Source organism: Mesorhizobium sp. WSM4983, assembly GCF_029625765.1.
GTDB lineage: Bacteria > Pseudomonadota > Alphaproteobacteria > Rhizobiales > Rhizobiaceae > Mesorhizobium.
In genome coordinates, this window is the sequence record NZ_JARTVM010000008.1 from 185,284 (window position 1) to 204,968 (window position 19,685).

At 64.4% G+C, this 19,685-nt stretch carries 16 protein-coding genes; 10 read left to right on the top strand and 6 right to left on the bottom strand.

Features of this window, described 5'->3' with window-relative positions:
* Window positions 1-44: 44 nt before the first annotated feature.
* The 5 genes from P9254_RS21380 to ppa all read left to right on the top strand — a co-directional run bounded on the left by P9254_RS21380 (window position 45) and on the right by ppa (window position 3,757).
* Window positions 45-689, top strand: a complete 645-nt coding sequence (locus P9254_RS21380) for a LemA family protein (RefSeq protein WP_095779831.1) — start codon at window positions 45-47, stop codon at window positions 687-689.
* Between the two features lie 211 nt (window positions 690-900).
* A complete protein-coding gene (locus P9254_RS21385) occupies window positions 901-1,707 on the top strand; it encodes a TPM domain-containing protein (protein ID WP_442920335.1) in 807 nt (268 codons plus the stop codon).
* 6 nt (window positions 1,708-1,713) lie between these two features.
* The gene (locus P9254_RS21390; protein WP_067324916.1) at window positions 1,714-2,352 is read left to right on the top strand and encodes a TPM domain-containing protein; all 639 of its coding nucleotides are present in this window, start codon (window positions 1,714-1,716) and stop codon (window positions 2,350-2,352) included.
* 149 nt (window positions 2,353-2,501) lie between these two features.
* Complete coding sequence (locus P9254_RS21395) at window positions 2,502-3,008, top strand: GNAT family N-acetyltransferase (protein WP_067324917.1); 507 nt, start codon at window positions 2,502-2,504, stop codon at window positions 3,006-3,008.
* A 215-nt stretch (window positions 3,009-3,223) separates the two neighbouring features.
* Entirely contained in the window at window positions 3,224-3,757 is a 534-nt protein-coding gene (gene ppa / locus P9254_RS21400) for an inorganic diphosphatase (protein WP_067001447.1), read from the top strand.
* 282 nt (window positions 3,758-4,039) lie between these two features.
* On the opposite strand, the gene P9254_RS21405 is transcribed toward ppa, so the two are convergent.
* On the bottom strand, window positions 4,040-4,630 hold the full coding sequence (locus P9254_RS21405; protein ID WP_067324919.1) for a hypothetical protein: 591 nt from the start codon (window positions 4,628-4,630) through the stop codon (window positions 4,040-4,042).
* A gap of 213 nt (window positions 4,631-4,843) precedes the next feature.
* Complete coding sequence (locus P9254_RS21410) at window positions 4,844-5,461, bottom strand: TetR/AcrR family transcriptional regulator (protein WP_278057101.1); 618 nt, start codon at window positions 5,459-5,461, stop codon at window positions 4,844-4,846.
* A 78-nt stretch (window positions 5,462-5,539) separates the two neighbouring features.
* Between P9254_RS21410 and P9254_RS21415 the strand changes: the two genes are divergently transcribed.
* Together P9254_RS21415 and P9254_RS21420 are read left to right on the top strand one after the other, a co-directional pair.
* The gene (locus P9254_RS21415; protein WP_095799700.1) at window positions 5,540-6,823 is read left to right on the top strand and encodes an MFS transporter; all 1,284 of its coding nucleotides are present in this window, start codon (window positions 5,540-5,542) and stop codon (window positions 6,821-6,823) included.
* Between the two features lie 136 nt (window positions 6,824-6,959).
* Window positions 6,960-8,534: an alkaline phosphatase D family protein gene (locus P9254_RS21420; RefSeq protein WP_127324610.1), complete on the top strand. Its 1,575-nt coding sequence runs from the start codon at window positions 6,960-6,962 to the stop codon at window positions 8,532-8,534.
* A 98-nt stretch (window positions 8,535-8,632) separates the two neighbouring features.
* Here the strand turns inward: P9254_RS21420 and P9254_RS21425 are convergent, their stop codons facing one another.
* Window positions 8,633-8,917 carry a hypothetical protein gene (locus tag P9254_RS21425; RefSeq protein ID WP_245307538.1) on the bottom strand — a complete coding sequence of 95 codons (285 nt, stop codon included), beginning with the start codon at window positions 8,915-8,917 and terminating at the stop codon, window positions 8,633-8,635.
* Window positions 8,918-9,111: 194 nt separating this feature from the next.
* On the opposite strand from P9254_RS21425, the gene typA reads away from it, so the two are divergent.
* Entirely contained in the window at window positions 9,112-10,941 is a 1,830-nt protein-coding gene (typA, locus tag P9254_RS21430) for a translational GTPase TypA (protein WP_067001463.1), read from the top strand.
* A gap of 56 nt (window positions 10,942-10,997) precedes the next feature.
* Here the strand turns inward: typA and P9254_RS21435 are convergent, their stop codons facing one another.
* The 3 genes from P9254_RS21435 to P9254_RS21445 all read right to left on the bottom strand — a co-directional run bounded on the left by P9254_RS21435 (window position 10,998) and on the right by P9254_RS21445 (window position 13,089).
* A complete protein-coding gene (locus tag P9254_RS21435; protein ID WP_095799702.1) occupies window positions 10,998-11,624 on the bottom strand; it encodes a DUF1062 domain-containing protein in 627 nt (208 codons plus the stop codon).
* A gap of 358 nt (window positions 11,625-11,982) precedes the next feature.
* Window positions 11,983-12,306 (bottom strand): YciI family protein, encoded by a 324-nt coding sequence (locus tag P9254_RS21440; protein WP_095799958.1) that lies wholly within the window; start codon window positions 12,304-12,306, stop codon window positions 11,983-11,985.
* Window positions 12,307-12,525: 219 nt separating this feature from the next.
* Entirely contained in the window at window positions 12,526-13,089 is a 564-nt protein-coding gene (locus tag P9254_RS21445) for a peroxidase-related enzyme (protein ID WP_278057102.1), read from the bottom strand.
* A 125-nt stretch (window positions 13,090-13,214) separates the two neighbouring features.
* Between P9254_RS21445 and P9254_RS21450 the strand changes: the two genes are divergently transcribed.
* Together P9254_RS21450 and P9254_RS21455 are read left to right on the top strand one after the other, a co-directional pair.
* Entirely contained in the window at window positions 13,215-18,011 is a 4,797-nt protein-coding gene (locus tag P9254_RS21450) for an NAD-glutamate dehydrogenase (RefSeq protein ID WP_278051645.1), read from the top strand.
* Window positions 18,012-18,262: 251 nt separating this feature from the next.
* Window positions 18,263-19,639, top strand: coding sequence for an MFS transporter (locus P9254_RS21455; RefSeq protein WP_278057103.1), 1,377 nt, complete (start codon window positions 18,263-18,265; stop codon window positions 19,637-19,639).
* Window positions 19,640-19,685 lie beyond the last annotated feature (46 nt).

Sequence of the window (19,685 nt, forward strand, 5' to 3'; positions counted from 1 at the left end):
TGTGGTAATGCTTCGCATCACAACTTCTGTCGAGGGGACCAATCATGTTCGCCGAGCGCCTTCTTCTACCCTCCGCTTTCCGCAATTTGCCGGCCTTGCTGATGATGGCCTTCGTGCTGCCGCTGCTTGCCGGCTGCGGCTACAACACCATCCCGACGGCGGAGGAGAATGCCAGGGCGGCCTGGAGCGAGGTGCTCAACCAGTATCAGCGTCGCGCCGACCTGATCCCCAACCTGGTCGAGACGGTGAAGGGCTACGCCTCGCACGAGAAGGACACGCTCGACGCGGTCGTCCAGGCGCGCGCCAAGGCGACGCAGATCACGGTGACGCCGGAGACGCTGAAGGATCCGGAAGCCCTCAAAAGATTCCAGGATGCCCAGGCCGGGCTGACGGGCGCGCTGTCGCGGTTGATCGCGGTCTCGGAAAACTATCCCGACCTCAAGGCCAACCAGAATTTCCTCGCGCTGCAGGCGCAGCTCGAGGGCACCGAGAACCGCATCGCGGTGGCGCGTCGCGACTACATCCAGGCGGTCAGGGAGTACAATCTGACGCTGAGGACCTTCCCGTCGGTGCTGTGGGCGACATTCTGGTTCCGCGGCAATGAGCCGTTTGCGAACTTCACCGTCGAGGAAGACAAGATGCAGGTGCCGAAAGTGGATTTCGGCACGAGCACCAAGCAGGGCGGGTGAGCGGCGACCGAATCTATCGAACTTGCCAACCTTGCGTTCCTTCGCACCCCCCTCTGTCCTGCCGGACATCTCCCCCGCAAGGGGGGAGATTAGCCGTCATCTGTCTCTTCGCCAGTTTTCGGCGTGTGGAGGAGATGGCTGGCGGCGAAGCTGCCAATCTCCCCCCTTGCGGGGGAGATGGCCGGCAGGCCAGAGGGGACGGAGTGCCTTCATTGGCGTTTTGCTGAGCATCTTCTGCCTTCTCCTCCCCATCGCCGCCCTTGCCGCCGACCTGCCCCCGCTCACCGGCCGTGTGGTCGACAATGCCGGCATTATCGATGCCGGCACGCGCGCGGCGCTGACCCAGAAACTCGCCGATTTCGAGAAGAAAGGCTCCGACCAGATCGTCGTCGCGACCATCCCCACCCTCGGCGGCGAGGAGATCGAGCCCTACGCCAACCGGCTGTTCCGCTTCTGGAAGCTCGGCCAGGCCAAGGAGAACAATGGTGTCCTTCTCCTGGTTGCGCCGAACGATCGCAAGATGCGCATCGAGGTCGGCTATGGGCTGGAAGGCACGCTGACCGACCTGCACACCAAGCTGATCATCGAAAACGACATGGTGCCGGCCTTCCGCGCCGGAGACTTCTCCGGCGGCATCAGCAAGGCCGTCGACGACATGATCATGGTGCTGGAGGGCAATCCGGAGGAGCTGGAGGCGCGCGGCAAGCGCAACGAGCAGGCGCCGTTCAACTCCGACGACCTGTTCTTCGCCATCTTCATCACCCTCTGGGCGCTGATCTTCTTCGGCAGCATCGCCCTGACGGTGCTGCCGCCGATCTTCGGCCAGAAGATCGGGCCCGGCCGCTACCGCTGGCTCGGCATGACCTTCGAGCCCAGCCGGCGATCCTCCGGCGGATGGTCGTCCAGTGGCGGAGGCTGGTCGTCGGGCGGTGGAGGTTGGTCCTCCGGTGGCGGCGGTGGCGGGTTTTCCGGCGGCGGCGGTTCGTCGGGCGGCGGCGGCTCCTCTGGAAGCTGGTGAGAAACCATGGCAACGCGACCGATCAGCCCCGAGGACCATGACCGCATCGCCGAGACCATCCGTGCCGCGGAAGCAAGGACCGACGGCGAGATATACTGCGTCGTGGCGGGGTCCAGCGACGGCTATTTCTTCCCGGCCGCGTTCGCGGCGGCGCTCGCCACGATTGTCGTCAGCCTCGCAGTGGCCTACGGGCTGGAAGCCTTGTGGCTGACCATCCGTTTGCCGCATTTCGTGCTTGCTCAGCTTCTGGCGTTTGGCTGCATGCTTGCGCTCCTCTGGGCGCTGCCCGGCTTGCGCATTCACCTCGTGCCGAAACGGCTGCGCTACCAGGCGGCGCATGCCAATGCGATGAAGCAATTTCTCGCCCGCAACGTCCACCGCACCCAGGCGAGGACGGGCGTGCTGATCTTCGTCTCCATCGCCGAGCGCTATGCCGAGGTCGTTGCCGACAGCGGCATCGATGCTAAGGTCGGCCAGCATGTCTGGGATGGCGTGGTGCGGGACCTGACACAGCACGCGGGCGACGACCGACTCGCCGACGGCTTCGCCAAGGCGATCGAATCGGTCGGCGCGGTGCTGGCCGAGCATTTCCCGGTTACCGCCGGCGACACCAATGAATTGGATGACCATCTCGTCGAGATCTGACGGAACTGGCTGAAAATCTGCTCTGCCGGGGCCGGGTGAGGGCTGGTTTTCGGCGCCTCCGATGCCGCCAAGCTCGCTTGTGAGAAAGCGCGGGCGCGACAGCGCGGACTCTTTGCAGTCGGGCCAAGCGGGTTTATGATTAACAAATCATGAACACGCTGACGATCGACATCCGGAAAGCCGACCCTCGCGATGCAATGGCTATCGCGGACGTGCACCAGGAGGCATGGCGCGGCGCCTATTCCGGCATCATCCCGCATCGCACGCTGACGGCCATGATCAATCGCCGCGGCCCCGATTGGTGGGCGAACGCAATTCGCAAGGCGGCTACCGTGCTGGTGGTCGAGATCGGGGGCACGATCGCCGGCTATGCCACGATCGGCAGGAACCGCGCCCGCGAGCTCAGGCAGCAGGGCGAGATCTACGAGCTGTACCTGCGTCCGGAATATCAGGGCATTGGCCTCGGCAGCAGGCTGTTCAAGGCGGCGCGGACGCGCCTTGCCGACCATGGGCTCAGAGGCCTGGTGGTGTGGGCGCTGGAAGACAATTACAACGCGCTGGCCTTTTATGCCGGCAATGGCGGCCGCGACGTCGCCGAAGGCGTCGAGGTCTTCGAGCAGAAGGCGCTGAAGAAGGTTGCCTTCGTCTGGGAATGATGGCCGCCACTTAAAACGCGTTGGGGTGACGTGCTTCAAGTCTTCGTTTGATGCATATCGTTCGCCCAAAACCGCTGCGCAGTGTTGGGCGACATGCATTGGGTTACAATCCATCACAAACTGTGCGCTTCCGTTAGCGTCCAGTGCTATTCGCCGCATTGCACCATGAAGCGCCGCCCGCTATCGATCTCACAAATCGAGAGAGGGATTTCAGCATGCGCATCGAAGCCGTACCAACGGGGAAGAATCCGCCCGAGGACATCAACGTCATCATCGAGGTGCCGATCGGCGGCGAGCCGATCAAGTACGAGATGGACAAGGAGGCCGGCACGCTGTTCGTCGACCGCTTCCTGCACACCTCGATGCGCTATCCCGGCAATTACGGCTTCGTGCCGCACACTTTGTCGGGGGACGGCGACCCGATCGACGTGCTCGTCTGCAACACGCGCGCGCTGGTGCCGGGCTGCGTCATCAATGTGCGGCCGATCGGCGTCTTGATCATGGAAGACAATGCCGGCCAGGACGAGAAGGTGATCGCGGTTCCCTCGCCGAAGCTGACGCTGCGCTACGAGAATGTCACCGAATACACGCACCTGCCGGAAATCACCCGCCAGCAGGTGCAGCACTTCTTCGAGCACTACAAGGATCTCGAGCCCGGCAAATGGGTCAAGATCGAGGGCTGGCACGATTCCAACTATGCCAAGAAGATGATCGTCGAGGCGATCGAACGGGCGAAGGCGGTCAAGTAAGTAAGCGGCAGCCAACGGCTGGGCGATGGGGCTTGGGCGAAGCCCTCAACGTCGTCATCCCAGGGCGAAGCAGGAGCGCAGCTCCGTCGCGGAGACCCTGGGATCCATGCCGTGAGGTCGCGCGAAGATCGTTACGGAACAGAATTACTGCACCGTGGCAACGCCTTGATGTAACGGCATGGATTCTTGGGTCTGCGCCGCGTCGCTTCGCTCCTTGCTCCGCCCAAGGATGACGAATGCGCAACCTTCGCCGTCTCGCATTCGTCGAACACCCTCTGATTTCTAGTTATCTACTCGCCCGAAGTCCGGCACGTTGCCGATCACCTCGCGCTTGTCCTTGCCGCAAGCAAAACCCTTCGCCTTTTGGTCGGCGAGCTTGCGGGCCTGATCGTTGGCCTGAGGGTTGCCGGTAGCGAGCACGAGGCCGATTGTGCAGCCCTCATGCTCCTCCGGCTGCGCGACCTTGGCGACGACCAGCACCTCGGTCGGCTTGTTTTCGTTTTCGGGATTGCTGATCTCGCGACGATGAATGACGGCGAAGGGCACCGCCTTGTCGCCATTGGTTTCGATGCGCCACTCGACCTTCGCCCCAGCGGTGTTGAACCCGGAGAAACTCTCCCAGATGGCGGTCATGTCGTCGGAGGGAAAACCGTAGTAGACGGACTCGCGCGCGTCGTCATAGCCGATCAGCACCGGATAGCCGCGATAGCCCGCGCAGGCGAGGTTCGCCCAGTCGCCGTCGCCTTCTTCCGATTGCGCGTAGGTCACGCAGTCCTTCTTCCAGTCGAGGTCGGTATAGTCGCTGGAAATGTCGCCGGCATGGGCCGAGCCACCAAGGATGACAAAGGCAGTAAGAGCAAGCCAGGCGCGCATCCGAAGACCTCCGTTTGGTGCAGCAGCGTAGCGTTAAAACCCGCGTGAGCCTAGGAAGCCGGGTTGGCGCGAAGGGTCAATTGTCTAGGCCGGTGCTGCTCCTCACCTGCCTGCCGGCATCCTCTCCCTGTATAGCGACGGGGAGAGGGGCGCTCTCCTCGATGGTTTCGCCAACAGCCGACGTTGCAGGAAAAGCGCCGAAGCAGCGGACCACTAGTTCTTCAAGCTGGCTTCAATCAGCAGATCGGCGTTACGGGGGACTGATGCCGCCGGTCCGCCGAGGCCGAACAATTGGCCGCTGATATAGGCGCCCTCGATCAGCAGCAGCAGCCCATCGCCCAGCGTGTCGGAATCACTCGCACCCATCGCTGCCGCCATGGCGCGCAGGCGCCGGCGCAATTCCTGCTTGTTGTTCTCGCTCACCACCCGCGCGGGATGGCCGTGCTCGGGATATTCGACCGCCGCATTGGTCATGCCGCAGCCGCGATAGTCCGGCCTCTGCGTGCGTTTGCCCACGCGGGTGAGGAAAGCGATGATCTGCGCGCGCGGGTTGCCAGGATGCGCGTCCACGGCGTCGTCGAACCGCTGCCAGAATTCGAGGTCGTACTTGCGCAGATAGGAAGCGGCGAGTTCGTCCTTGGACGGGAAGGTCCGGTACAGGCTGGGCTTGGTGACGCCGGCGCGCCTGACGATCTCGTCGACGCCGATCGCCCGGATGCCTTCGCGATAGAACAGATCGCGCGCCACGTCGAGGATCTTGTCGGCAGCCTTCGGCGCCGGTGCCGTGCCGGCTCCGCTGATCGACGCTTCAATTTTATTGTCCGATGGCATTCAACAAACTCGCTTGACAATGTTACTGACCGGTACGTATGAATGGCGCCGCTCCATTGCAACGTACCGGTCAGTAACATGATAGCTCATTCCCGTCCCTTTGGCCAGCGCTACGCCTTCGTCGTCGTCGCAGTCATCTTCTTCTGCCTGCTGATCGCCGCCGGGCTTCGTTCCGCGCCGGCGGTCATGATGCTGCCGCTGGAAGAGAGCTTCGGCTGGCGGCGCGATGTCGTCTCGCTTGCCGCCGCTGTCGGCATCTTCCTCTATGGCCTCACCGGGCCGTTTGCCGCGGCGTTGATGGAGCGGATCGGGCTACGCCGCACGCTGCTTGCCGCGCTGCTGATCATGTCGGGTTCCACAGCGCTCAGCCTGCTGATGACCAAGCCGTGGCATCTGCTGCTCACATGGGGGGTATTTTCGGGCATCGGCTCGGGCGCGGTCGCCACCGTGCTCGGCGCCACCATCGTCAATCGCTGGTTCAAGACCAATCGCGGCCTGGTGATGGGGCTGATGTCCGCCTCGAGCGCGACCGGCCTGCTGGTGTTCCTGCCGCTGCTCGCCTCGTTGGCTCAGTCGGGAGGTTGGAAGCCGGTCGCCGTTGCCATCGCCATTGCCACGGCGGCTCTCGTGCCGCTGGTCTTTCTGCTGGTGCCGGAGCGCCCGGCTTCCATCGGCCAGGTGCGTTATGGCGCCGATGCCGACGACGTGCCGCCGGTGTCGCCGGCCGCGCAAGGCAATTTCCTGGCGCATACGCTGAACACGTTGCGCCGTGCCGCGGGAACCAGGGTGTTCTGGTACCTGTTCGCCACATTCTTCGTCTGCGGTTTCACCACAAACGGCCTCGTCGGCACGCACCTCATCGCCTTTTGCGGCGACATGGGCATCGGCGAGGTGCAGGCAGCCGGGCTGTTGTCGATGATGGGCATCTTCGACCTGATCGGCACGACGCTGTCCGGCTGGCTCACCGACCGTTTCGATCCGCGCAAGCTGCTTGGCGTCTATTATGCCGTGCGCGGCCTGTCGCTGATCTATCTGCCCTATTCCGGCTTCTCGGCCGTCAGCCTGATCATCTTCGCCGTGCTCTATGGGCTCGACTGGATCGCCACCGTGCCGCCGACGCTCAGGCTCGCCAACGAAGCTTTCGGCGACCGCAGCGGCCCGATCGTGTTCGGCTGGATCGTCGCCGGCCACCAAGTGGGCGCCGCGGCGGCGGCGGCCTTCGGCGGCACGATGCGCGAATTGCAGGGCAATTACGAGCTTGCCTTCCTGATCGCCGGCATGACCGGCATAGCCGCGGCCTGTATTTCGCTCTTGATCAACACGAGCAAGCCGGCTTTTGAGCCGGAACCGCAGGCGGCGTAAGCGCGACTTCCCCTTCTCCCGCAAGGGGAGAAGGGGAGAGCTGTGACCTGTTATCAAAATTTCATGGTTCCGATATGCGCCTGAAACATTGAGGCCGGAGGTTGGCGGTCCCGTTCAACGCCATCCGGAGACAGCCATGAACAAGCTCTCGTTAACCCGCCGCGCTTTCGTCACCTCGGCCAGCGCCTTTGGCCTAGTCGGCGCCTCCGGACTCGCGTTGCCTTACTATTCGCGCGCCAATCAGCGCCCGGCCTTCACCCACGGCGTCCAGTCCGGCGATGTCGACGCCACCTCCGGCATGGTCTGGACCCGCACCGACCGGCCGGCGCGCGTGATGTACGAAGTGTCGACCACCGAAAGCTTCGCCGACGCCGTCAGGCTGGCGCCGCTCGATACCTCGCCCGCCAGCGACTATACGGTGAAGCGGCTGCTCACCGACCTCGCCGCCGACCAGGACATTTTCTACCGGATGACGGCCGCCGATCTTTCCGACATCAACGCCGTCTCCGAGCCGATCGTCGGCCGTTTCCGCACCGCGCCGGCGTCGAAGCGCGACGTGCGCTTCGCGTGGTCGGGCGACACCGCCGGCCAGGGCTGGGGCATCGACGAGACCGGCATGAAGACCTACTCCACCATCGCCAAGCACACGCCTGACTTCTTCCTCCATTCCGGCGACACGATCTATGCCGACGGCGCCATGAAGGACGAGGTCGACCTGCCCGGCGGCGGCAAGTGGAAGAACGTCGTCATGATCGACGGCAAGCGCAAGGTTGCCGAAACGCTGGACGAGTATCGCGACCAGTGGAAGTACAACATGATGGACAAGCACGTGCTCGCGCTTAGCGCCATCTGCCCGACCTTCTACCAGTGGGACGACCACGAGGTGGTGAACAACTGGTCGGATTCGAAGGACCTGACGACCGACAACCGCTACACGGAAAAATCCATCCCTGTGCTGGCGGCCCGCGCGGCGCGCGCCTTCCATGAGATGACGACCATCCGCTACGAACCTTCGGAACCGGGACGCGTCTATCGCAAGATCGCCCACGGGCCGCTGCTCGACGTGTTCTTCCTCGACATGCGCTCCTATCGCGGCCCGAACGGCCCCGACATGGAGGACACGCTGACGCCGAAGTCGCGCATGCTCGGCGAGCAGCAGACGCAGTGGCTGAAGCGCGAGCTGGCGAATTCCAAGGCGACCTGGAAGATCATCGCCGCCGACATGCCGCTCGGCCTCGTCGTCTGGAACGACGCGGCCAAAAAGGCCGGAGCCGAGGCGGTCAGCAACGGCGACAATGGCACGCCAAAAGGCCGCGAGCTCGAGTTCGCCGACCTGCTGCGCTACATTAAGAACGCCGGCATCACCAACACGGTGTGGCTGACCGCCGACGTCCACTATACGGCGGCGCATTACTACAATCCGGACAAGGCGCAGTTCCAGGATTTCAACCCGTTCTGGGAATTCGTCTCCGGCCCGATCCACGCCGGAACCTTCGGTCCCAACGATCTCGACATGACCTTCGGGCCCGAGCTGAAGTTCATCAAGGCGCCGAGCGCCGAGCAGGGCCAGAACCTGCCGCCATCAGCGGGCCTGCAGTTCTTCGGCCTGGTCGACATTTCCGGCGCCACCGAGCAGCTAACGGTGCGGCTGATGGATCGCGACGACAACGAGCTCTACAACGTCACGCTCGATCCGGTGCGGTCGGCTTAGGGTCGGCGCCAGGCACCCCCCTGTGCCCTGCCGGACAGTCCGGCAGGGCACAGGGGGGTGTCCCGGAGTGCCACCTTTGTCAGGTAGCCGTCGCAATATTAATCCGGATAGCAGGTCGCGGGAATGTTCGGCCAGACGGCGGTGTCGCAGTTGGCTGCCTTCTGGCGCTGCTTGAAGGCGGCGCTGACCGGGCCGGTGACGATCGGGTCGACCCCGTCCGGGGCGTCGGCAAACATCTGCTGCGCGGTTTTGGCATCACGGGGCGAGGGGTCAGCTTCTCTCAGGGCGGCCGCCGACTGTGCGGCGCCAGCCGCAACAAGCACGCCAAGCGCTGCCCACGCGAAAACCGGACGCAATCTGGACATCTGATCGGTCATGAACATGAAATTGCCCGGCCCCTCAAAGGTTCCGCCTTGGTTAACAGAATCATTTCACACCAAGACGTTTAAGAATCAGTGACCATTTATTTGGGGCGGGGCCTCCCCTTTCGCAATTGCGAAAAACCTTGTATGAGCCGCCCAACCGAAAAAGGCGGCGCTTTCGGGCCTGCTGCCTGCAACGCTCCCGAGACCAGACAATGAACCTCCGCAATATCGCGATCATCGCGCATGTCGACCATGGGAAAACCACGCTCGTCGACCAACTCCTGAAACAGTCCGGCGCCTTCCGCGAAAACCAGCGCGTCGCCGAGCGCGCCATGGACTCCAACGACCTCGAAAAAGAACGCGGCATCACCATCCTGGCCAAGGCGACCTCGGTCGATTGGAAGGGCACCCGCATCAACATCGTCGACACGCCCGGACACGCCGACTTCGGCGGCGAGGTCGAGCGCATCCTGTCGATGGTGGATTCGGCGATCGTGCTCGTCGACGCCGCCGAAGGGCCGATGCCGCAGACCAAATTCGTCGTCGGCAAGGCGCTGAAGGTAGGTCTGCGGCCGATCGTCGTCATCAACAAGATCGACCGCCCGGACGCCCGTCACATCGAGGTGGTCAACGAGGTGTTCGACCTGTTCGCGGCGCTCGATGCGACCGACGAACAGCTCGACTTCCCGATCCTCTACGGCTCGGGCCGCGACGGCTGGGTGTCGGAAAATCCTGAAGGCCCGAAAGACCAGGGCCTTGCGCCGCTGTTCGATCTCGTCGTCAAGCATGTGCCGGCGCCGACGGTGCATCCCGGTCCGTTCCGCATGATCGGTACGATCCTCGAAGCCAATCCGTTCCTCGGCCGCATCATCACCGGCCGCATCGAGTCCGGTTCGCTGAAGCCCAACCAGGCGGTCAAGGTGCTGCACCATGACGGCACGCAGATCGAGACCGGACGAATCTCGAAAATCCTCGCCTTCCGCGGGCTCGAGCGCCAGCCGATCGAGGAAGCCCAGGCGGGCGACATCGTCGCCATCGCCGGCCTGTCGAAGGGCACCGTCGCCGACACCTTCTGCGATCCGAGCGTGAGCGAGCCGCTGCATGCGCAGCCGATCGACCCGCCGACGGTGACCATGTCCTTCCTGGTCAACGACAGTCCGCTTGCCGGCACCGAGGGCGACAAGGTGACCAGCCGCGTCATTCGCGACCGGCTGCTGCGCGAGGCCGAAGGCAATGTGGCGCTCAAGATCGAGGAATCGCCGGAGAAGGATTCCTTCTTCGTCTCCGGTCGCGGCGAGTTGCAGCTTGCCGTGCTGATCGAGACGATGCGCCGCGAAGGCTTCGAGATCGCCGTGTCGCGCCCGCGGGTCGTCATGCAGAAGGGCGATGACGGCCAGTTGCTGGAGCCGGTCGAGGAAGTCGTCATCGACGTCGACGAGGAGCACGCCGGCGTGGTCGTGCAGAAGATGTCGGAACGCAAGGCCGAGATGGTCGAGCTGCGCCCCTCCGGCGGCAACCGCCAGCGCCTTGTCTTCCATGCGCCGACCCGCGGCCTGATCGGCTATCAGTCGGAACTGTTGACCGACACGCGCGGCACCGCCGTGATGAACCGGCTGTTTCATGCCTACGAGCCCTACAAGGGCGAGCTGCCCGGCCGCACCAATGGCGTGCTGATCTCCAACGAACAGGGTGAGTCGGTCGCCTATGCGATGTGGAACCTGGAGGATCGCGGCCCGATGATCATCGATCCGGGCGTCAAGGTTTACCAGGGCATGATCATCGGCATCCATTCCCGCGACAACGACCTGGAAGTGAACGTGCTGAAGGGCAAGAAGCTCACCAACATCCGCGCCGCCGGCAAGGACGAGGCGGTGAAGCTGACGCCGCCGGTCCGCATGACGCTGGAACGCGCGCTGGCCTGGATCCAGGACGACGAGCTGGTCGAGGTGACGCCGAAGACCATTCGGCTCAGGAAGCTCTATCTCGACCCGAACGAGCGCAAGCGCTTCGAGAAGTCGGCCAAGGTGATGGGCGCGGCGTAGGGTTTTAGCCCAGGCAGTTACACAAGGGAGGGGGCATCGCTCCCTCTCTTTTCACTTCATGCACATGCGGCCGAAACGACAGCGTCACGGCCGGTCTCGCCGGAGAGGTCGACGCGTACCACCATGCCGTCGCGCACCGGCCTGCGCAGGGCTTTGGCGCCGCACGGTTCGATGGCGAGCAACCGCCGCGCTTCCCAGGCCTGCAGCCTCGACCGGGAGATGCCGAGCTCGCCGGCGAGCAAGCGGTCAAGCCGCAAGGGCGTTGCGGCATCGAGCCGAAGCTCAAGCCAAAGCGCCGTCGCGCCTTCCGGCCTGCCATCCAGCGCCTCCTTTCGCACCGTGACTTCCGGAGATTCTTCGATCCGCCCGACCCGATTTCTGAGCGCCACGGCATCGAAGCCATAGTGTCGGACCAGCGTCGGATCGTTGCGCTCCAGTGCAGCCAGCAGCGCCGGTGCGATGTCGCGACGGTTGCATCGCTCAAAAATGGCGCGGTTCCAGGAATTGTCGCAGTCGGTGCAGCGATAGATCAGCCAGGCATCGATGCGCTTGCCGTTGGCGTTGACGCGGAACTTTCCGCTGCATTGGTAAGGTTTGACGCCGCCGCAGCGATTGCAGTTGATGAGAGGTCGAGGCGCGACTGCGGGCGCGACCACCCAGCGAATGCGCAAAGTTCGAGACATGCCGATAGGCCCTTCCCGTCGGGAAGTCCGTCAGCGCGGCAATGTCCGAGATGCCCATGCGGGCACGGTGTGGCGAAAGGCTGTAGTGGTTGAAAATCAGGCGCCCGCGCAATTGCGCGACGGCGGCTCAGCAATGCCAAACCGGTCTCGAGCCGCCGCCTGAAGAACACATGAAATGATGCAGGCGCCGCCAAAGCGCGCCTGCGCGTGCTTTCGGGAGTAGACGAGACCGGCGTTTACTGAGGCAAAGTGAAACTCGAAATCGGGAAGGATCGGCTCTTCTAGCCGTGCGACGGCGGGCGGGCAAGAGTATGCCGCCCGCCGTGTTTCACTCTGACGACCTTCGGGCGCTTTGGCGCTACATCATCTCGATGATCGGCGCGACCTCGACGCTGAAGGCCGGGTTCATCAGGATCGGACAATCCCTGGCCTTGGCGACGGCATCGTCGATATCCTTCGCTTCGACGATCGTGTAGCCGGCGGTTGGATTGCTGCCGCCATTGTTCTCGACCGCGCCGCCGGGCAGCACCGTTCTCGACATGCCGACAGGATTGCCGCCGTCGATCACGGCCGAACCCAGCTTGTCGTACCAGCCGGTCCAGGCATCCATCGCGGCTTTGCGCTCGGCCTCGTCGGTCGGCATCTTGCCGGAGCCGTGATAGACATAGAGAAATTTCGCCATGTTCTCCTCCCTTTTCGGCAGCGTCGAGCCGGGATGCGGCAGCGCCGCCTGGCGGTATGCGGCTATGCCGCAATCCGATATGCGGCTACGCCGCAATCGTTGATATGCGAGCTAGCCGCAATCATCGATATGCGGGCTAACCGCAATCGTTGATCATCGACCCAAACGGCGGGGCGGGCAACGAGAAATTCGACGTTGCTAATGTGAGGCCGGTGAGCCTCACCTTGCCATGGCGTGGTATTCGGGGTTCGGTCGCATGTCGACCGCGGCGGCCACACGGTTCGACATGTTGAAGAAGGCGGCAGTCGAGGCGATGTCCCAGATGTCGCGATCGCTGAAGCCCACCTGTCGCAACGCGGCGCGGTCGCCCTCGACGATCTTGGCTGGCTCCTCCGTCAGCTTGACCGCGAATTCCAGCATCGCCGTCTCCCTTTCGGGCAAGCCGGCGGCGCGGAAATTCATCACCATCATCTCGCCAAGAGCGGGCTCACCGGAAAGCTGGCGCACCGCCGCGCCATGCGCGGTCAGGCAGTAGTAGCACTGGTTGATCGAGGAAACGGCGACCGCGATCATCTCGCGCTCCAGCTTCGACAGGCCGGACTCGCCCAGCATCAGCTCGTTGTACATGTCGGCGAAGGCGCGCAGCTTCTTCTCGTCGAAGGCGTAGGCCAGAAGCACGTTGGGCACGAGGCCGAGCTTTTCCTCGCATTTGGCGAAATAAGCCTTCGTCGCTTCGCTCAGCTCCGCCCGGGCCAGGTCGAGCGCCGTAATCCTGTCGGTCATATCCGTTCTCCTCGCAGGGTGAGCGTCGGTTCGATTTTCTTAAAGCGTCGTCAAACCTTTGTCGCCAAATAGCGCTCATCTGCTACCATAGACCCAAAAGCATGTGACGGGAGGGACTTCACATCATGGCCAGCCTGAAAACCGCAAGCCAGCCGAAAAAAACCAGTCCGGCAAAAGGAGGCGCGGCAAGGGCAGGCGAAAAGCCCGGCAGGCTCGCCGACTATCTCCTCGCCCGCACGCCGGCCGAAGACATCGCCGCCTATGACGTCGCCGACCTCGAACGCGCCGCCGATCTCGCCGGCCGGGCGGTCGCCAGGCACAGAAAGGGCGATTGCATCATTGCCATAGACGTGGATTCCGGCGTGACGCGCCAGGGCCGGCCGATGACGGTCATCACCGTCGTCAACGACAACATGCCGTTCCTGTTCGATTCCATCCTCGGCGAGATCACCGAGAGCGCCGGCGAGCCGCTTTTGGTCACCCATCCCGTCATCGTCGTCCGGCACGGCAAGAGCGGCATCGAGGAGATCCTCGGAGACGGCGGCTCCGTCAAGGGCGAAACCAGCCATGACCGGCTGAGCGTCGTCCACGTCCATATCGGCCGCCTTTCGGCGGATCAGGCCGAAGCCCTGGCCGGCCGCCTGAAGAAGCTGCTGGACCAGGTGCGCGCCGCCGTCGCCGATTGGAAGCCGATGCTTGCCCGGCTCGATCAGGCCATCTCGGAATTCCGCTACGCGCCGGTGCCGCTCGACAAGGCGCATGTCACCGAGGCGATCGCCTTCCTCGAATGGCTGCGAGACGACAATTTCACCTTCCTCGGCATGCGCGAGTTCAACTACACCGGCGGCGAGAAGAGCGGCATGCTGGAGCGCGCCGACAAACCCGGCCTCGGCATCCTCGCGGATCCCGACGTCCTGGTTCTCAGGCGCGGCACCGAGGCGGTGTCGACAACGCCGGAGATCCGCGCCTTCCTGCATGGGCCGGAACCGCTGATCGTCACCAAGGCCAATGCCAAGTCCCTGGTGCACCGGCGCATCTATCTCGACTATATCGGCGTCAAAACCTACACCGCCAAGGGCGTGCTTTCAGGCGAGCTGCGCATCGTAGGCCTGTTCACCTCGACCGCCTACACGCGTTCGGTGATGAAGATCCCCTATCTGCGCTCGAAGGCCGAGACGGTCATCGCCAAGTCCGGCTTCAATCCACATGACCATTCCGGCAAGGCGCTGATCAACGTGCTGGAGAGCTATCCGCGCGACGAGCTGTTTCAGGTTCCGGTGCCGATCCTCAGGAAGCACGCCGAAGCCATCCTCGGACTGATCGAACGGCCGCGCGTCAGGGCGCTGGTGCGGGTCGATCAGTTCGACCGGTTCGTCTCGATTCTCGTCTTCGTGCCGCGCGACCGCTACGACAGCGTCGTGCGCGAGAAGATCGGCACCTACCTGAAGACAGTATTTCAGGGCCGGCTGTCGGCATATTATCCGGCCTTCCCAGAAGGCGGGCTGGCGCGTGTGCATTTCATCATCGGCCGCTCCGGCGGCAAGACGCCGAAGGTCGAGCCGGCAACGATAGAGGCAGCGATCCGCGACATCGTGCGCACCTGGGACGATGCGCTGCGCGAAGCAGTGTCGGAATCGGGCGCCGATGCAACGCTTACGGCAATTGCCTCGCGCTTTTCGGAAAGCTATCGCGATTCGTTCTCGCCGGCCGTGGCGCTGGCCGATGCAGGACGCATCGCCAGGATCGATGCGGCCAATCCAATCGCCATCGACTATTACCGCCATGCCGACCAGAAGCCGCACCAGGCGGCGCTGAAGATCTATCACCACGGCAGTCCGGTGGCGCTGTCGCGGCGCGTGCCGGTGCTGGAGAATATCGGCTTCCGCGTCATCAGCGAGCGCACCTTCGAGGTTGGCGACGAAGCCTCCGGCATGGTGTTCATCCACGACATGGAGCTGGAGAACAGCTACGGCAAGCCGATCGACCTCGGCGACGGTGCGCTGTTCGAGGATGCCTTCCTGTCGGTCTGGCGCGGCGACGTCGACAATGACGGCTATAACGGCCTTGCCCAGACCGCGGGTCTCTGGTCGGGCGAAATCACGATCCTGCGCGCCTACGGCCGCTATTTGCAGCAGGCCGGTATCCCGCAGAGCCAGGATTTCATCGCCGCCGCGCTCAACCGCTATCCGGAGATCGCGCGCGGCCTGCATCAGCTGTTCGTTGCCCGCCTTGGCCCGACGGCCGAGACCGAGGGCGTGGTCGCCGCCAAGCACCTCAAGGCCAAGATCAAGGACGCGCTGGAAGAGGTGCCCAACATTGATGACGACACCATCATCCGTCGTTATCTCAACCTGATCGAAGCCTCGCTGCGCACCAATCATTTCGTTGCCGATACGAAAGACAAAGGACAGTCGCTGGCGATCAAGCTGGATTCGCAGGCGGTCGACGGGCTGCCGGCGCCCCGCCCCTGGCGCGAGATCTTCGTCTACGGCTCGGAGGTCGAGGGCGTTCATCTGCGCTTCGGCCCGGTGGCGCGCGGCGGCCTGCGCTGGTCTGACCGCGCCCAGGACTACCGCACCGAGGTGCTGGGTCTGGTCAAGGCGCAGCAGGTCAAGAACGCGGTCATCGTGCCGGTCGGCGCGAAGGGCGGCTTCTATCCGAAGAAACTGCCGATGAGCGCCGGCCGCGACGCGATCTTCGAGGCCGGCACTTCGGCCTACAAGAATTTCGTCTCCAGCCTGCTTTCGATCACCGACAATATCGGTGTCGACGGCATCATCCCGCCGGCCGGCGTGGTGCGGCGCGACCAGGATGATCCCTATTTCGTCGTTGCCGCCGACAAGGGCACGGCGACCTTCTCCGATACGGCCAACGCCATTTCGGAGACGCACAATTTCTGGCTGGACGACGCCTTCGCCAGCGGCGGCTCGGCCGGCTACGACCACAAGAAGATGGGCATCACCGCCAAGGGCGCCTGGGAAGCGGTGAAGCGGCATTTCCGCGAGATGAACCGCGACATCCAGACCGAGCCCTTCACGGTCGTCGGCGTCGGCGACATGTCGGGCGACGTGTTTGGCAACGGCATGCTCCTGTCACCGGCAACCAAGCTGATCGCCGCCTTCGACCACCGCGACATCTTCATCGACCCCGACCCGGACATGGCGGCCTCGCTGGCCGAGCGCCAGCGCATGTTCGGACTGCCGCGCTCGTCGTGGCAGGACTATGACAAGTCAAAGCTGTCGGAAGGCGGCGTCATCGTCTCGCGCAGCCTGAAGTCGATAACGCTGCCGCAGGCGGCGGCCGCCGCGATCGGCCTCGCCAAGACCACGGCAACGCCGGTCGAGATCATGAACGCCATCCTCAAGGCGCCCGTCGATCTTTTGTGGTTCGGCGGCATCGGCACCTATGTCCGGGGCTCCGGCGAGACCAATGCCGATGTCGGCGACCGCGCCAACGACGCCATCCGCGTCACCGCGCTCGACGTGCGCGCCAAGGTCATCGGCGAGGGCGCCAATCTCGGCGTCACGCAGCGGGCGCGCATCGAGTTCGGTATGAAGGGCGGCCGCTGCAATTCCGACGCCATCGACAATTCGGGCGGCGTCAACTGCTCGGACGTCGAGGTCAACATCAAGATCGCGCTGGCGTCGGCCATGCGCAAAGGCTCGCTGGCGCGGCCGGCGCGCAACAAGCTGCTTGCCGAGATGACCGACGAGGTGAGCACGCTGGTGCTTTCCAACAACTACCAGCAGACGCTGGCGCTGTCGCTGGCGCGCAAGCGCGGGCTGGCCGACATCGCGCACCAGGCGCGCTTCATGACGGCGCTCGAAGCGCGCGGCCTGCTCGACCGCGCCGTCGAGACGCTGCCTTCGCCGGCGGCGCTTGCCGAGCGCGAGGCTCGCGGCGAGCCGCTGACCAGGGCCGAGCTCGGCGTGCTGCTTGCCTATGCCAAGATCGTGCTCTTCTCCGACATCGTCGCCAGCGACGTGCCGGACGATCCGCATTTCGACCGCGATCTGATGGGCTATTTCCCGGAGCGGATGGCGAAGAAATTCGCCGGCGAGATCCGTGCCCACCGGCTGCGGCGCGAGATCATCGCGCGCGTCGTCGCCAACGATCTCGTCAATCGCGGCGGGCCGTCTTTCGTCAACCGGCTGCAGGAAGCGACGGGCCGCACAGCGGGCGCCGTCGTGCGCACTTTCGCCCTGGTGCGCGACGGTTTCGCGCTGCCTTCGCTCTACAAGGAGATCGATGCCCTCGACAACCAGATCGACGGCCAGACGCAGCTCGATCTCTACCAGGCAGTCAGCCGGCTCATCTTCATGACCAGCGGCTGGTACCTGAAGAACGACCTATCCTCCGCGCCGCTAGGCCAGCGCATCGCCGACTTGCAGGAAGCGCGCAAGGCTTTGGAGCCGAAGCTCATCTCGCTGCTGCCGGCCTTCTCACGCGAGCGGATCGAGGCGCGGCGCCATGACCTGTTTGAGGGCGGCGCGCCCGACAAACTTGCCGAAAAGCTGGCGCTGGCCGAGGTGAGCGACCTGATCCCGGACATCGCGCTCACCGCACGCACGGCCAATGCCGACATCGTCAGCGCCGCCAGGGCCTTCTTCGCCGTCAGCGACGCTTTTCGCATCCCTCGCGTCGAGGAGGCCGCGCGCTCGATCATGCCGCCGGACTATTACGACCAGCTGGCGCTGTCGCGCGCGACCGACACGATCGGCGCCGCAAGGCGCGGCATCGCGGTGGCGGCGCTTACCGGCCACGGCAAGGCGGCGGATCCGGTGGCGGCCTGGCTGGAAGCCGGCGGCGAGCAGGTCGGGCGCATCCGCGAGCGGCTGCAGGCGCTGACCGAAGGCGGCGACATCACCGTGTCTCGGCTGTCGGTGGCGTCCGGCCTGATGAGCGACCTGACGGGGATGTAGGTTTACCCTGCCCCTTGCGGGGAGGGTCGCTGCGAAGCAGCGGGGCGGGGCTCGGCGCCACCCCCATCCGGACCTGAGGTCCGACCTCCCCAGAAGGAAGAGGTCGCGGCCGGCGCTCTTGTTCCCGCTGACGCGGAGTGGAAACGCGCAAGCCAATGAGCGGCGGCGCCGTGCTTGTTCATTTGCATCGCCGCCCGAAAACATGCAGACATGCGCGGGGCGCGGGGCAAGCGGACGATGCCGGAGGGGACATGGCCGAAGTAGCAGTGCAGCGGGCAACGGGGCGCGGCATCTGGGGCTGGATGTTCTTCGACTGGGCAGCGCAACCCTTCTTCACCGTCGTCACCACCTTCATCTTCGGGCCATACTTCGTCTCGCGCATGGCGAGCGACCCCACAACCGGGCAGGCTGCCTGGGGCTACGGCATCGCTGCCGCGGGTCTCGTCATCGCGGTGCTTTCGCCGGTGCTCGGCTCGATTGCCGACCAGACCGGGCCGCGCAAGCCATGGATCGCCTCCTTCGCGGCGGTCAAGATCATGAGCCTTACGCTGCTTTGGTTCGCCGCGCCCGGCTCCAGCCTGTTCCTGATCGTGCTGCTCTTCTCGCTCGCCTCTGTGGCCGCGGAATTCTCCACCGTCTTCAACGATTCCATGATGCCGCGCCTGGTGCCCAAGGAGGACATCGGCAAGATCTCCAACATCGCCTGGGGGCTCGGCTATCTCGGCGGCATGGTGGCCTTGATCTTCGTGGTGCTGTTCCTGGCCGGCAATCTGGAAACCGGCAAGACGATCATCGGCCTCGACCCGCTGTTCGGGCTCGATCCTAAGCTCGGCGAGGACGCGCGCTTCACCGGGCCGATGTCGGCCGGATGGTACTTCCTGTTCATCCTGCCGATGTTCATCTTCACGCCGGACGCCATCAAGGGGCTTTCAATGGGCCCGGCGGTGCGGGAGGGCCTGTCGGAATTGAAGTCCACGCTCTTCGAGGTGCGCAAGCGCGTCGGCATCTTCCGCTTCCTCGTCGCCCGCATGATCTATCAGGACGGCGTCAACGCGCTCCTGGCGCTCGGCGGCACCTTTGCCGCCGGCATGTTCAACTGGTCGATCACCGAGATCGGCATGTTCGGCATCATCCTCAACGTCGTCGCGATCTTCGGCTGCTGGATCGCCGCGCGCCTCGACACCGCGCTCGGATCGAAGGCCGTGGTGATGATTGCGCTGATGCTGCTTTTGCTGGCTACGATCGGCGTCGTGTCGACCGGGCCAGGCTTCACGCTGCTCGGCCTAATACAGCTGCCCACCACCGATTCCGGCGGCCTCTTCGGCACCGCGGCCGAAAAGGCCTACATCCTCTACGGCCTGCTGATCGGACTCGCCTTCGGGCCGGTCCAGGCCTCCTCGCGCTCCTACATGGCGCGCAGCGTCACGGCCGCCGAGTCCGGCCGCTATTTCGGCATCTACGCGCTGGCCGGCAGGGCAACGAGCTTCCTGGCGCCGTTCCTGGTGTCGACGATCACGCTGGCCAGCGGCTCGGCACGGCTCGGCATGGCGGTGATCGCGCTGTTCCTCAGCCTCGGCATGGCAATCCTGGTCAGGACGCCATATCCGGCAGACAAGCCGGTGGAATAGCGCTCTCCTTCTCCCCTTGTGGGAGAAGGTGTCGCCGAAGGCGACG

Bases quoted from the DNA above. Each gene is read 5' to 3' on its own strand.
- P9254_RS21380 (WP_095779831.1), top strand. From the start codon at position 45: ATGTTCGCCGAGCGCCTTCTTCTACCCTCCGCTTTCCGCAATTTGCCG.
- P9254_RS21390 (WP_067324916.1), top strand. From the start codon at position 1,714: ATGGCAACGCGACCGATCAGCCCCGAGGACCATGACCGCATCGCCGAG.
- P9254_RS21395 (WP_067324917.1), top strand. From the start codon at position 2,502: ATGAACACGCTGACGATCGACATCCGGAAAGCCGACCCTCGCGATGCA.
- ppa (WP_067001447.1), top strand. From the start codon at position 3,224: ATGCGCATCGAAGCCGTACCAACGGGGAAGAATCCGCCCGAGGACATC.
- P9254_RS21405 (WP_067324919.1), bottom strand. From the start codon at position 4,630: ATGCGCGCCTGGCTTGCTCTTACTGCCTTTGTCATCCTTGGTGGCTCG.
- P9254_RS21410 (WP_278057101.1), bottom strand. From the start codon at position 5,461: ATGCCATCGGACAATAAAATTGAAGCGTCGATCAGCGGAGCCGGCACG.
- P9254_RS21415 (WP_095799700.1), top strand. From the start codon at position 5,540: ATGATAGCTCATTCCCGTCCCTTTGGCCAGCGCTACGCCTTCGTCGTC.
- P9254_RS21420 (WP_127324610.1), top strand. From the start codon at position 6,960: ATGAACAAGCTCTCGTTAACCCGCCGCGCTTTCGTCACCTCGGCCAGC.
- P9254_RS21425 (WP_245307538.1), bottom strand. From the start codon at position 8,917: ATGTTCATGACCGATCAGATGTCCAGATTGCGTCCGGTTTTCGCGTGG.
- typA (WP_067001463.1), top strand. From the start codon at position 9,112: ATGAACCTCCGCAATATCGCGATCATCGCGCATGTCGACCATGGGAAA.
- P9254_RS21435 (WP_095799702.1), bottom strand. From the start codon at position 11,624: ATGTCTCGAACTTTGCGCATTCGCTGGGTGGTCGCGCCCGCAGTCGCG.
- P9254_RS21440 (WP_095799958.1), bottom strand. From the start codon at position 12,306: ATGGCGAAATTTCTCTATGTCTATCACGGCTCCGGCAAGATGCCGACC.
- P9254_RS21445 (WP_278057102.1), bottom strand. From the start codon at position 13,089: ATGACCGACAGGATTACGGCGCTCGACCTGGCCCGGGCGGAGCTGAGC.
- P9254_RS21450 (WP_278051645.1), top strand. From the start codon at position 13,215: ATGGCCAGCCTGAAAACCGCAAGCCAGCCGAAAAAAACCAGTCCGGCA.
- P9254_RS21455 (WP_278057103.1), top strand. From the start codon at position 18,263: ATGGCCGAAGTAGCAGTGCAGCGGGCAACGGGGCGCGGCATCTGGGGC.